9 protein-coding genes are annotated in these 13380 nt (G+C 58.4%); 6 read left to right on the top strand and 3 right to left on the bottom strand.

From position 1 onward, the window contains the following. The first annotated feature begins 83 nt into the window (after positions 1-83). The gene (locus JK202_RS05865) at positions 84-2291 is read left to right on the top strand and encodes a lipopolysaccharide assembly protein LapB (protein ID WP_211559097.1); all 2208 of its coding nucleotides are present in this window, start codon (positions 84-86) and stop codon (positions 2289-2291) included. A 7-nt stretch (positions 2292-2298) separates the two neighbouring features. Here the strand turns inward: JK202_RS05865 and JK202_RS05870 are convergent, their stop codons facing one another. Further along, complete coding sequence (locus JK202_RS05870) at positions 2299-2967, bottom strand: TetR/AcrR family transcriptional regulator (protein ID WP_249199699.1); 669 nt, start codon at positions 2965-2967, stop codon at positions 2299-2301. A gap of 114 nt (positions 2968-3081) precedes the next feature. On the opposite strand from JK202_RS05870, the gene JK202_RS05875 reads away from it, so the two are divergent. The 5 genes from JK202_RS05875 to JK202_RS05895 all read left to right on the top strand — a co-directional run bounded on the left by JK202_RS05875 (position 3082) and on the right by JK202_RS05895 (position 11586). Further along, positions 3082-4296 (top strand): efflux RND transporter periplasmic adaptor subunit, encoded by a 1215-nt coding sequence (locus JK202_RS05875; RefSeq protein ID WP_249199700.1) that lies wholly within the window; start codon positions 3082-3084, stop codon positions 4294-4296. Between the two features lie 6 nt (positions 4297-4302). Next, positions 4303-7479, top strand: a complete 3177-nt coding sequence (locus JK202_RS05880; RefSeq protein ID WP_283091781.1) for an efflux RND transporter permease subunit — start codon at positions 4303-4305, stop codon at positions 7477-7479. Continuing rightward, complete coding sequence (locus JK202_RS05885; protein WP_211559101.1) at positions 7476-8942, top strand: efflux transporter outer membrane subunit; 1467 nt, start codon at positions 7476-7478, stop codon at positions 8940-8942. Before JK202_RS05880 ends, JK202_RS05885 begins: the two co-directional genes overlap by 4 nt. 12 nt (positions 8943-8954) lie before the next feature. Continuing rightward, positions 8955-9308: a hypothetical protein gene (locus JK202_RS05890; RefSeq protein WP_211559103.1), complete on the top strand. Its 354-nt coding sequence runs from the start codon at positions 8955-8957 to the stop codon at positions 9306-9308. Positions 9309-9879: 571 nt separating this feature from the next. Continuing rightward, positions 9880-11586: a Hint domain-containing protein gene (locus tag JK202_RS05895; RefSeq protein ID WP_211559104.1), complete on the top strand. Its 1707-nt coding sequence runs from the start codon at positions 9880-9882 to the stop codon at positions 11584-11586. 84 nt (positions 11587-11670) lie between these two features. Here JK202_RS05895 and pnuC read toward each other — a convergent pair whose 3' ends face one another. Together pnuC and JK202_RS05905 are read right to left on the bottom strand one after the other, a co-directional pair. Then, positions 11671-12234, bottom strand: a complete 564-nt coding sequence (gene pnuC, locus JK202_RS05900) for a nicotinamide riboside transporter PnuC (RefSeq protein ID WP_211559107.1) — start codon at positions 12232-12234, stop codon at positions 11671-11673. Further along, complete coding sequence (locus JK202_RS05905) at positions 12225-13379, bottom strand: phosphotransferase enzyme family protein (protein WP_211559109.1); 1155 nt, start codon at positions 13377-13379, stop codon at positions 12225-12227. Before JK202_RS05905 ends, pnuC begins: the two co-directional genes overlap by 10 nt. Between the last annotated feature and the right edge of the window lies 1 nt (position 13380).

A 13380-nucleotide genomic window follows, 5' to 3' on the forward strand; every position in this document is an offset into this window, starting at 1 on the left:
TTACGGTGTCTCCACCTGCCGTAGCGCCGGTCCAAATTCCGGCAGCGACGGGATTATGGTTGCCTCTGGGGGAATTAACACCTGTGGTGGCCTTCCGGGACGGGCAGAATATCGTGGTCGTGGCTGCGGGACAGCATGTTCTCGATACGGCGGGTCTGGCCGGGATTGGGCCTTTTACGTCGGTTTCCAGTCGTTTGCTGCCAGATGTCACGGTAATTACCATTGGTTTGTCTGATGGACGCGATCCTGTTCTGCGCCCGGTTGGAGCCGGCTGGACTGTGTCAGTCGCCGCAGACGTGAAGCCGCAGGCCGACATGCTTCTGGGACAGGACGGAAATGCACTGACCTTTATGCCCCCCCTCGAAGAGGGGCTGCCGCAGGTTGTCGCGCTTGACGATCCTGCCTCAGGTCGGCGGCTTCTGTTGGGAATGACACGTTCGGGACGCATCCAGCAGCCCATGCGCCGTACGGGAACCGGTTTTTCCGTTCGAAGCAGTCTGATAGGGGTCGTGGTTGCGGCTGATTCCGACACTCTGGAATTGCGTCAGACGGCAGGAAAACTGGTTCTGGATACAACGGGTCCGGACAGCTATCCGCTTATGGCCTCCAACCGGCTTCAGCCTTATGGCTCGTCCCTGAGCGGGGTCAGCCTGGGAACGGGAAAACCAGAAGAGCTGCGGGAGGCTCTTCGACGTAGCGTAAACTCTGCAGCGCTGGCCTCATCAGGCGACCGTTTCGATGCACGTATGCGCGTTGCACAGGCGGCGGCCCGGGCCGGAAACGGGCCACTTCTTGGCGAGGTCCTGCAGGTTGCCCTGCAGGACTGGCCGGAAGGTGTTGAAAAGCCGGATGCGCGTCGGCTGCAACAGATATCGGCGGTGCTGAACGCGCGGATCGGCTCTTCGAATCTGGCGGAAGACGGAGGAAATACTCCGGAAGACCAGCTCTGGCGTGGCATGATGCGGATGCTCACACCACCTGATACCCGGGTCGGGCAGGTGGCATCAGGGTCTGCGGAAAGTGATCGTCTTCATACTGCGGATCTGATCGCAACGGGCCTGCCTGTTCTGGAGGCTTATGCAAAGCCTTTGCGGGATCGGCTGTTGCCGTCTGCCGCCCAGTGGGTTGCCCGCTACGGAGATGAGGGCGCTACGAAAGTGCTTGATCAGTTTGCAGATGGCCCACAGGTCGCGCTGGCGAAGGCGCTTCTGGCGGCCCGTCGGAATGCACCGGATGCCGAAGCAATGCTTTCCATACTATCGCATGATCCATCGCCGTTAGTCTGGCCGGTGGCGAAGGAAGCCTCTCTCCGGCTGGCATTCAAGAAGAAGACGCTTAACCCGCAAGCCGTCGCTGAACAGATAGATGGTATTTTGCCTGCTCTACGGATTGCGAAACGGGAAAGCGAAGGTCGTCTTTTACAAATTGATGCCCTGATGGAAGGTAATAACCTCGAAGGTGCCGCTGCTGCCGTTCAGGAGTGGGAACGCCTGTATCCTGACGATGCGGCGGCAGTTGAACCGCAAAGAGCAGATATTATTCATCGTATGGCCCAGTCTGCCTCTCCCACTGGGCGGCAGAACATGAATGAAGTCGCATTTCTGAAGGATGCGTTGGCCAAGGCGCCGGTTGATGCTCTGCGGCGAGATATTCTTGATGCTCTGGCTCGCCGCTACGAGGCGTTGGGCCTGCCGGATCAGGAGCGGGAAGCTTTGCGCAACCTTCTTGGCTCCCAGAATGATGCGCAAGATATGAATGTCCGCATCCGACTGGCAAAACTTGAGCTTGATATGGGCGACCTGAAGGCAGCACGACAGGATCTCGCAGGGTTTGCCGAAGGATCGCCTGATGCCGCGCAGGCTCTTCCGGGAGGTAGCAGCAGTCAATCCGTAGAAGTGGCACTTTTGAAGGCGCGTATTGCCCTTGCGGATCATCATTCGGATGAGGCAGCGGGACAACTTGCGACCATCCGCGATCCCCGAGCATGGGATCTGCGGGCTCAGATGGCTGAAAAAGCTGGGGAATGGCCGCGCGCAGTCGAGGCGCTTTTACCGCTTCTGGACGGACTGCCAGCAGGTCAGGACGCCACGAAGGCAGTACTGTCGCCAGAGCAGCAGGCACTTGTTTTCCGAATTGGAGGGGATGCCTCCCGGGCTCAGGATCAGCAGACCCTTAAAAACCTGCAAACCCGATTCGGGGCACTGATGAAGGGTACGCCTTCAGAAAGTGTTTTCCATCTGCTTGTCGGAAGCCGTGAAGAGGCATCATCGCCAGTTTCTGCTGGCGGGTGATTGTGGGTCAGTCTTGAAGGGCCGGACGATGGCCCTCAAGGAAAACCCGGATACCATACGCCATGAACTCTTCGAGTTTTTCTTTTGAACGGTTTGGTTTGCAGTGAGTGAGCTGTCCCAGCATGGGGCCGCCGAGGGTCATGCCAAAGAGCAGGTCCGAAGCTTCGGTGATGTCAGGAATATCCAGCCTGCCGGCTTCGGACTGCGTCGCCAGCCAGTGCTGGATTGGCAGCACCCGGCCCGAAAGCTGAAAAAGATCTGCGACAAGCTGCCGGACTGCAGGGTTGCGGCTGGTTTCCGTGATGACGGAGCGCAGCAGACTCAGGCGTTCGTCACAGAACATGCACGCTGCGATACAGGTCATCAGGCCCAGGAGCTGTTTTTCCATGGGATCCGTGGGGACCGGCGTATAGGTGATGGGGGCGAACAGCCGCTCGAGGATCAGGGTTTCGAAAAGAATCTGTTTGGAGTCGAAAAACTGATAGAGGGTTTTCTTGGACATTCCCGAGCATGAAGCGATGCTGTCCATGGATGCGGCGTGATAGCCGTGTGTGGTCAGGACCGAGCTTGCGGCGTCCAGAATCCGGATTCGTCTTTCCGCTTCATCGAGCTGCGCGGGACGGCCACAGCAAGGCTGTTTCCGGTCTTCGGACTGGCTGCTCGACTGACTGTTCAAGATTAACTCCGATATTATTTCACAGACTGAATTGACGTCTGTCAAAGAAACCCGCTAGTTTCCGTCCTCGCAGGAAACTAGCGGGTTTCTGTATCACAGGATAGCGGCCGTATCATGCCTTCTTTTCAGAAAATGTCTTTGAATTCTTCTGCTGCCCTGTCTCCGGTCGGTCCGTGGGGCGGGAGGGGTGCGCTTCTGGTGCCGCTTCTGGCGCTCCCGCTGCTGGTGGCGGGGTGTCAGAAAAAAGCTCCCCCTCCGCAAATGCCGCCCCAGCCTGTCGATGTGGTGACACTGAAGACGCAGCCTGTCACGCTTGAGACGTCCCTTCCGGGGCGGACGGATGCCTATGAACAGGCACAGATCCGGCCACAGGTGAATGGTGTCATTGTCTCGCGTGACTTCGAGCAGGGAGCGGACGTCAAGGTCGGGCAGCAGCTCTTCCAGATCTATATCGCGCCCTATCAGGCCGCTTACGACCAGGCAAAGGCGCAGCTTCTGAACGCCCAGGCCGCAGCGTCACGGGCAGCAGGGCAGCTGAAGCGGTATCGTCCACTTGTGGCAGCCCATGCCGTGAGTTCACAGGACTACGACAACACTCTGGCGACGTCGCGTGAAGCTGAAGCCCAGGTTGCACAGGCGAAGGCAGCTGTTGAAGCCGCGGCCGTCAACCTGAACTATACGCATGTGCGTGCACCCATCAGCGGGCGCATTGGTCGTACACTGTATACACCGGGTGCGCTGCTGACAGCGGGCCAGACCCAGCCGATCGCGGTCGTGACGCGGCTTGATCCGATTTATGTGGACGTCAATCTGGCAGCCTCTGACATGCTGCGTCTGAAGCGCGAACTGGCGAATGGTCAGGTCGAGCGTAATGGGGCGGATGCGGCGGCAGTCAGCCTGAAGCTGGAAGACAGCTCCGATTATCCGGCACGCGGCAAGCTCCAGCTTTCCGAAGTCACGGTGGACCCGTCGACCGGAACGCTCGTCATGCGGGCCGTTTTCCCCAACCCCGATCACCTGCTGCTGCCGGGCATGTTCGTGCATGCGCATATTCAGGAAGGCATTGATCCGAACGGTCTGCTGGTGCCGCAGGTCGCGGTTGCCCGGGATGCCAAGGGCAATCCTTACGTCATGATCGTGGATGGTGAGAACAAGGTCGGCCAGCGTTCCATTCAGGTCTCGCGGACGGTCGGTGAGTCCTGGCTTGTTTCTGATGGTCTGAAGGTCGGCGACAGGGTGATCGTGAACGGTCTGCAGAAAGTCCAGCCAGGTGCGAAGGTGGTGCCTCATGATGTGCCCGCCGAAGTCCCCGCGGGAAAGGCGGAGTAACCCCGCATGTCATTGTCCCGCTTCTTTATTGACCGGCCCATCTTTGCATGGGTTATCGGTCTGATCGTTATGCTCGTCGGTGCTGTTGCGATTACGCGCATGCCGATCGCGCAGTATCCGAACATCGCGCCGCCCCAGATCGCCATTTCGGTCATGTATCCGGGTGCGTCTGCCGAGACGGTGAACAACACGGTTGTTCGGCCGATCCTTCAGCAGATGTATGGTCTGGATCATCTCGAATATCTGTCAGCCTCGTCCTATGCGAGCGGACAGATGGAGATCGACCTGACGTTCGAGCAGGGCACAAACCCTGACATCGCGCAGGTTCAGGTTCAGAACAAGCTCCAGCTGGCGCAGCCGCGTCTGCCGACGGAAGTGACGGCTCAGGGTCTGAGCATCACGAAGGCCACCAAGAACTTCATGATGGTTCTGGCCTTCATTTCCGAAGACGGCAGCATGTCCGGTCAGGACATTGCGGATTACGTGGCATCCAACATTTCCGATCCGCTGTCGCGTGTGTCGGGTGTGGGCGATCACACGCTGTTCGGCTCCGAATATGCGATGCGCGTCTGGCTGGATCCGTCGAAGCTGTACAATTTCGGCCTGACGGTCGGGGATGTGCAGGCGGCGATTTCCGCACAGAATATTCAGGTCTCGTCTGGTGAACTCGGCGGTCTGCCGGCCAAGAAGGGCATTGGTTTCGATGCCACGATCATTGGTCCGACGCGTCTGAGCACACCGGACCAGTTCAAGGAAATTCTGCTGAAAGTGCAGCAGGATGGCAGCCAGGTGCGTCTGAAGGACGTGGCACGGGTTGAACTTGGCGCGCAGAGCTATGCGCTGGGATCGTCCTATAACAACCACCCTGCCGCCGCGATGGCGCTCAAGCTGGCGCCCGGTGCGAACCAGTTGACGACCGAAGCTGCGGTCCGCACACGTCTGAACGAACTGAGCCGGTATTTCCCGCAGGGCTTGAAGCTCGTCTATCCGCTGGACACCGAGCCGTTCATTACGCTTTCCATCCATGAAGTGGTTGAAACGCTGATCGAGGCCATTGTCCTCGTGTTCATCGTGATGCTGATCTTCCTGCAGAACTTCCGCGCAACGCTGATCCCGACGATTGCGGTGCCGGTGGTGCTGCTGGGAACGTTCGGGCTGATGTCCCTTCTGGGCTACAGCATCAACACGCTGACTATGCTGGCCATGGTTCTGGCCGTCGGTCTGCTGGTCGATGACGCAATTGTCGTGGTTGAGAACGTCGAACGTGTGATGACGGACAAGGGGCTGTCACCGAAGGAAGCGGCCCGCGTCTCCATGGACGAGATTTCGGGTGCGCTTGTGGGCATCGTGCTGGTGCTGACGGCTGTGTTCCTGCCGATGGCAGCGTTCGGCGGCTCGACGGGCGTGATTTACCGCCAGTTCTCCATCACGATCGTTGCGGCCATGTGGCTGTCGGTTCTGGTGGCGATGGTCATGACGCCTGCACTTTGCGCCTCCATGCTCAAGCCGACGCATAAGGGCCATGAGCGTGGTCCTGCCGCCTGGTTCAACCGGACGTTTGATCGCCTGACGAACGGCTATATCGGCGGTGTAAAGTGGCTGATCCGCGTTCCGGTCATCAGCATGATCGGATTTGTCCTGCTGACGGCGCTGGTCGGGTTCCTGTTCATGCGGGTGCCTGGCGGGTTCCTGCCGGACGAGGATCAGGGGATCATCTTCGGTCAGGTCACGATGCGCAACGGTGCAACCGAAGCGCAGACGGCGGCCGTCAACCGCAAGATTACCGACTACGTTCTCAAGACCTATGGCCAGTATGTTGAATCCGTCTTCACCATGACGGGCTTCAGCTTCGCGGGTCAGGGACAGAGTGCGGGTGCGTTCTTCATCCGTATGAAGCCGTGGGATCAGCGTCCGGGCTCGAAACATACGACCATGACGGTGTCGCGCGAAATCATGATGCATTTCTGGATGGATCCGGAAGCACAGATCTTCGCCGTTAATCCGCCGGCCGTGATGGAACTGGGCAATGCGACCGGCTTCGATCTGGAACTGGAAGACACCGGACATCTGGGTCATGACGCCCTGCTGGCCGCGCGAAACCAGATCCTGCGTGAAGCGGCTCAGAATCCGGTTCTGATGGCCGTGCGACCGCTGGGCATGGAAGACGCGCCGCAGTTCAGTCTCGACATCAACCGTGAGCGCGCCAATGCGCTGGGGCTGACCAATACGGACATCAACACGACGCTCGAAGGCGCTCTGGGCTCCATCTATGTCAACCAGTTCATGCGCAATGACCGCGTCAAGCAGGTCTATATCCAGGGCGAGCCCTGGGCGCGTATGACGCCGGAGGATCTGAACCGCTGGTATGTCCGCAATGCGATCGGGACGATGGTGCCGTTCAATGCCTTCGCAACGGGGCACTGGGTCAATGGTCCGCAGAAGGTCGAGGACTATAACGGTCTGAACTCCTACGAAATTCAGGGTCAGCCGGCTGTGGGCGCAAGCTCGGGGCAGGCCATGGCGGAAATGGAGAAGCTTCTGGCCAAGTTGCCGCGCGGCATTGGTTATGAGTGGACGGGTCTGTCGTTCGAGCAGCTTGCTTCGGGTGGCTCGACCGCACCGCTTTATGGTCTGGCCGTTGTGGTCATCATGTTCTGTCTGGCCGCGCTTTATGAAAGCTGGGCCATTCCGTTCGCGGTGCTGCTGGTGCTGCCGCTGGGTGTGCTCGGTGCCATTGCCGCGACGCTGGGGCGTGGGTTGTCCAATGACGTCTACTTCCAGGTGGGTCTGCTGACGACGGTGGGGCTTTCGGTGAAGAACGCGATCCTGATCGTGGAATTTGCCAAGGCCTTCTTTGAAAGCGGCGAAAGTCTGGAAGACTCGGTTCTGGAAGCCGGGCGTGAGCGTCTGCGTCCAATCCTCATGACCTCGATCGCGTTCGTCTGCGGTGTGTTTCCGCTGGCGATTGCAACGGGTGCGGGATCGGCGGCGCGTGTAGCGATCGGCACCTGCGTGGTGGGCGGAATGGTCTCCGCCACGCTGCTGGCGATCTATTTCGTGCCGGTCTTCTTCGTGGTGGTGCTGCGCCTGTTCCGTGTCACGCGTGCCCGTGACCGCAAGGACCCGTACGCCCATCTGGACAACAAGGCGGCGCCTGTCGCCGAAGGGGAGCACGGCGCATGAAGGCCCGTCTCGGACTCACTCTGGGTTTTCCCGGACTGCTGCTGGTGTCGGGGTGCAATATGGCCCCGACCTATCATCAGCCGACCCAGGCCACACAGAACAGCTATCCTGCCGATACGGGCGCGAAGAACGTGGCGTCCGCGGCCAAGGTGGCCGATCTGGGCTGGGAGGATTTCTATACCGATCCGCGTCTGAAGGCGCTGGTACAGCTTGCCCTGCGCAACAACCGTGACCTCGCAGCGCAGGCTGCGGCCGTGACGGTGTCGCGCGGGCAGTATGAAATCCAGAACGCGTCCCTGTTCCCGATCATTTCGAGCGGCGGCCAGGGCATGTTCCTCGGCCCGTCTGACACGGCGGGTTTCTCGTTTGCACCAGGGCTGGGCACGAATATTTCGACACTGCGTCTGTATCAGACGTCGATCGGTTTTTCGTCCTACGAAGTCGATCTGTGGGGGCGTATCCGGAACCTGACGCAGCAGCAGAAAGAAACCGTCCTCAACAGTGTTGAGAATACGCGCAATGTTCTGCTCACAACGGTTTCGCAGATCGGCACGACCTACATCCAGTGGCTCGCGGACCGTGAAGAACTTCGGGTGACGCGTGACACGCTGAAATCCGAAAACGACACGCTGCGCCTGACCCAGCTTGCGTATGACAACGGCGAAACGGATGCGCTGACGCTGGCGCAGGTCAAGACGCAGGTCGAGCAGGCTTCCGCTTACGAAGCGCAGTATCTGCGCGCAGTCGCGGATGACGAGCATGGGTTGCAGCTTCTGGTCGGCACGCCACTGCCTGCAACGCTGCCCGATCCAGCCCCGTTCGGCGCGCAGACCATGATCAGCGATCTGCCTGAGGGCCTGCCGTCCGATCTTCTGGCGCAGCGTCCCGACATCCGGGCCGCCGAGCATACGCTGATCGGTGCGAATGCGAATGTCGGCGCGGCGCGTGCGGCGTTCTTCCCGAAAGTCACGCTGACGGCGTCAGAAGGCACGAGCTCGCTCCAGTTCCGCAAGCTCTTCACGCCGGGAGCCGAAACCTGGACGGTCTCGCCGTCGATCAGCCTGCCGATTTTCACCTGGGGCCAGAGCGAGGGTAACCTCCTGATGGCGAAGGGGCAGAAACTCCAATACGCCGCGCAGTACGAAAAAGCCGTGCAGACGGCGTTCCGCGAGGTGTCCGACGCCCTGACGGCGCGGGAGACCTATACAGCACAGGACCGCCATATGGTGGCGCTGGTCGAGCAGTCCCAGAAGGCGTTCGATCTGGCCAACATGCGGTATCGGGCTGGAATCGACAGCTATCTGACGACCCTGACACAGCAGCGCACGCTGTTTCAGGCGCAGCAGAACGCCATCACGGTCAAGGCAGCGCGGTTCCAGAATCTTGTGACATTGTATCGCGCGCTCGGTGGTGGGTGGAGCCAGAAGACGGTTTCGCCTAAGGTGCCCCCACAAACGCACTGACCGGAGAGCATCATGCGCAGGTTGATTGTCCCAGTACTGGCCGTCCTTGCCGTTTCAGGCGCGGTCCTCGGCACGGCTGTGGCGCAGGATGCGGGCGACGAAGGCGGCCCGAAAAAGCCCAGTATGCATGACCTGTATCACAACTCGTCGCTACCCAAGAGCCATGCCGATTTCAGCCGTTACCGGTATCGGCCGCCAGGGGACAAGGTGATTGAGCAGCCGGATGCGTTCCGGCTGCTGTTCCAGACCAGGGACGGCCAGCCGGACGGCTATGCCGAGCGGCGCGGAACGTCGGTCTTCTATTATGACCGCTATGGCAAGCTGCGCCAGATCCAGCCTCTGCCGGAAGACGCCAGCGTCAACTGATCTTTGTTGCTCGAAAAAGACAAAACCCGCCCGGATTAATCCGGGCGGGTTTTTTGTATGGGTCGGGATTAACTGTTTTTGCGGGCCAATCAGGATTACTATTCTGCTTCGATGACGTTCTGAAAATGAAATATATTTTGGGAATAGAAATACTGAAAAGAGTTAAAGGCACGAATACTACATAAAATTTTCGGATATATCATTTAATATTGGATTAATATTTAATAAAATTCCAAATAAGGAATTTTGTTTCTTCGGGTATTGGTATTTTTGTTGCTGATTGGATATCAAATTTTATTTTTCAGCACTCGATTTTGGTGAAGGTAGAGTATTATTTGAGGCAGGCATCTGAATTTTTGAGAAGGTGTCGATATGTAACCTCTTATGTCTCACAGTTATGGAGCGTGAGAAAAAATAATATGTTAATCTAAAGTTAATTCATAATTGACTATATAACGATCTAAGCATAGAACAAAAAACTCACTCCATATCTATGGAGTGAGTATTGGTTTTATCGGAACGATTCAGGCGTAATGTCTGCATAGATTCCGTAATTGAAGGGAATACTGCAGTGTCGTCTCTGACTTCCAGTTCGTTGACTTGGGAACAGGTTATCGAAAATGGTGATGAATCCCACAGCACAGTTACGCTTGATTCAAGTAACAACGCGATTTCGGTAAGCGGAACTGTTCAGGGGCAATGGGGAAGTTCCGATAATTCCATTAGCGGACTGACCATTACAGGCAGCAATGCCGTGAGCCTTGCTGGCTCCGGAAGTCTGACGGTAACCGGCGCAGTGACATTCAATGCCGCAACGACCATCAGCGGCATGACGATCAATGCAAATTCCAGTGTCACTGGCGGCACCGTCACTATCGCGGATGGCGGCACACTGATTGCCCAGAGCGTAAGCTCCACCATCAATTTTGGCAGTACGTCCCCGACCGTTACCAATACGGTCCAGTTGAACACGAGCAGCGCCTCGCTGACGACTATTACCAATCTGGCTCCTGGCGATGTCATCGAGTTTGTTGGAAATACCTGGGATAAAACTTTCACCTGGGTTGAGAACAGCGACGGCACTTACAAGGTGGAAGGCAGCACAGGCGATACGCTGATCTCCTCTGTAAGCTTCGCAAAGAAGGCAGATGGTTCCTCCTATACGCCGGCGGATTTCACATCGTCTCAGACCACAGTGAACTATAATGGCAGCTCAAGCGCTCTGACCCTGAGCTGTTTCCTGCCGGGCACCCTGATCCGGACCCCGTCCGGTGACTGTGCTGTCGAAGATCTGGAAATCGGTGACGAGGTTGTCGCTTATCAGGACGGCGTCGAGGAAATCCGCGCCATCACCTGGGCTGGCAGAAAATCCATCACTGTTCTGCAGAACATTTACGATGATGAAGCAGGCTATCTGGTCCGAATCCTGAAGAATGCCATCAGCGAGAATGTTCCGTTCAAGGATCTGCTCGTAACCCCCGAGCACTGTCTGTTCCTTGACGGAAAATTTGTGCCTGCCCGTATGCTGGTCAATGGACGCTCAATTTTCTACGACCGTTCGATCACCACTTACGAATATTACCACATCGAGACCTTTCCTCACTCAGTCATCATGGCCGATGGCATGCTGACTGAGAGCTATCTGGATACGGGTAATAGCCAGACATTCCAGCAGGACGGAAAGGTGGTCCGTATTGGCTGCCGTTACGTCCGGACCTGGGAACAGGATGTTGCAGCGCCTCTGTCTGTCGCTTCCGAAACCGTTGCACCGATGTTCCAGCGTCTGCTGAGCCGTGCAGAAGTTCTTGACCTGCCTGTCATGACGCCTCTGTGCCCGACCACGCATGATGCGGATCTGCATCTGGTCTCTGCTGACGGTCAGATCATTCGCAAACTCCGGGAGACCGAGGGACACACGATGTTCATGATCCCGCCCGGGATTGAGACGGTCTATGTGATGTCCAACACGTTCCGCCCATGTGATGAAGCCGGATCTTGTGTTGATGACCGTCGCCATCTCGGTGTTCTCGTTCAGGAACTCAGGTTCTTTGACGCAGGCAAGACGCAGTCCATCGACGGCTTTCTGACGCAGCATGGTCTTGAAGGATGGGCAGAGCCCGAAGCATCTCCGGTCTGCCGCTGGACAACAGGGCGGGCCCGTCTCGACCTTGGAGCGCGTTATCCGGATGAATTCGGAATGCTGGCTGTCCAGTCCAAAGCTGCCAGTGCCTATCCTGTGGCTGCAACACAGGCAGAAACCATCCGCCACGTCGGCTGAGTTCTGTCATCCCCGTTCCGGTTATTCCGGAACGGGGTGCACCCCCCCCTTATCAAGCCCCGGGTTTCGGCCAGGGGCATGGACTTAAGAACCGGTCGAAGTGTCCGGCTTCCAGAGCCGATATCCATTGGCGGCCAACAGAACGAAGCCGGCATATAATATTGCGGTTGGATAAAGGCCGCGGCTGATGAGCAGACCGACATAGGCGCTGTCCACCACGATCCACAGAAGCCATGTCTCGCGATAGCGCATGGTATCCCAGCACTGGGCGAGGATGCTGTAAGCCGTGAGAGTGGCGTCTGTTATGGGCGTAGGGTCGTTGGTAAAGCGGGCAAGGACGAAAGCCCAGACTGCGCTTCCCACTGCGCCACAGACGAGCCCGCTCAGAAGGCTGCGCAAAGCCGGTCTACGGACACGGATCCGACCGTCGGGCTTTTCCATCTGGCGCCAGTGCTGCCACCCGTAGATGACGTACAGGCAGAATGCGATCTGAAGCCCGGCATCGGCGTAGAGCCGGGCTTTAAAGAAAACCCAGCAGTAAAGCGCTGCGGCGGTCAGAGAAACGGGCCAGCAGATCATGCTGCGCCGTGATGTCAGCCAGACGGAGAGCGCGCTCAGGACTGCGCCCAGGATCTCAATCAGGGACATGATGGCGCCTGAAGGATCTGTGTCAGCCAGCGCAGGAACTGTTGTCCGGCGGGCGCGGCGAACCAGTGCGCATGGCCCAGAAGATAGTCCGTATAGGCCGCTTTCATGCCAGCCCTGTCATGAACCAGAGTCTCGTAATAGGCGACTTCGGACAGGGCGTATTCCACATGTACGAGCGGCAGGAAGAGCGGCACCAGGCGGCGTTCTGCGACCGAAAGGACATATTGCGCCAGATAACCCGACAGGAAGGCTTCAAGGCGCTCATGAATGACGGGGCAGTCGTTTTCGGGGTCCAGCCACGCGATGGACGTGCGTTCGATAGCAACCGCGAGGTCATAGGCGGCGCAGGTCCGGTCCGACATGCCGAAATCGAGAATGCCACAGGCCTGCGCATCGGCTCCCGTCCCTGTCCAGAACAGGTTGGAGGGGTGCCAGTCGCCATGGCCCCAGCGGGGCTGAATGGTGTCGAGATGGGGCTTCAGCCGTTCATGAAACGGTAGCAGGGCGGCGGGGATATCCTCGCGCCAGGGGTGAAGAGTCAGGGCGTCTGCCAGTCCGGCCTGCTGCGGGATCCAACGCTCCAGCCCGGCCATCAGGTCCGGGGATGTGATGGCTTCGAATGTGGAGAGCAGCGGGCGACATGACGGGCGGGCAGGGGCGTCGAAACTTCTGGCTGCATCATGAAGCCGTCCCAGATGCAGTCCGCCGGAAAAGGCGTGTTTGACGTTGTGAAACGGCTCCCAGGACTGCACGGTTTCGTACAAGTCGTGGCCGGGCATGATGGAAAAGACCTCATACGCTGATCCATTCAGATCGAGTGCGGCCTGACCGGTTTTCGTGCGCCATGTCTGGCCAACCGGAACGCCCCGTTCAGCCAGATGCGTGATGAAGCGGTGTTCTTCTGCAAGGGCCGTGGCATCGCGCAGGCAATGATCGTGACGTTTGAGGAAAACCCGGCTTCCGTCTTCCAGCAAAACTACGCCTGTGGAGGAAAAAGGGCGGCGTCCGTGCCAGACCACGTGTCGGGCAGGGGCCGGGAGCGGAAAGTGGGACAGGACCTCGCAGGCTTCGGCATCCGACAGTTCTGGCCAGTCCCGCCTGTTTTCGGGACCGTTGACGCCGAACTGTCCGGAAGTCTCCGCCATG

Source organism: Gluconobacter sp. Dm-62 (assembly GCF_018256155.1).
Lineage (GTDB): Bacteria > Pseudomonadota > Alphaproteobacteria > Acetobacterales > Acetobacteraceae > Gluconobacter.

Bases quoted from the DNA above. Each gene is read 5' to 3' on its own strand.
- JK202_RS05905 (WP_211559109.1), bottom strand. From the start codon at position 13,379: ATGGCGGAGACTTCCGGACAGTTCGGCGTCAACGGTCCCGAAAACAGG.
- JK202_RS05885 (WP_211559101.1), top strand. From the start codon at position 7,476: ATGAAGGCCCGTCTCGGACTCACTCTGGGTTTTCCCGGACTGCTGCTG.
- JK202_RS05880 (WP_283091781.1), top strand. From the start codon at position 4,303: ATGTCATTGTCCCGCTTCTTTATTGACCGGCCCATCTTTGCATGGGTT.
- JK202_RS05890 (WP_211559103.1), top strand. From the start codon at position 8,955: ATGCGCAGGTTGATTGTCCCAGTACTGGCCGTCCTTGCCGTTTCAGGC.
- JK202_RS05875 (WP_249199700.1), top strand. From the start codon at position 3,082: ATGCCTTCTTTTCAGAAAATGTCTTTGAATTCTTCTGCTGCCCTGTCT.
- pnuC (WP_211559107.1), bottom strand. From the start codon at position 12,234: ATGTCCCTGATTGAGATCCTGGGCGCAGTCCTGAGCGCGCTCTCCGTC.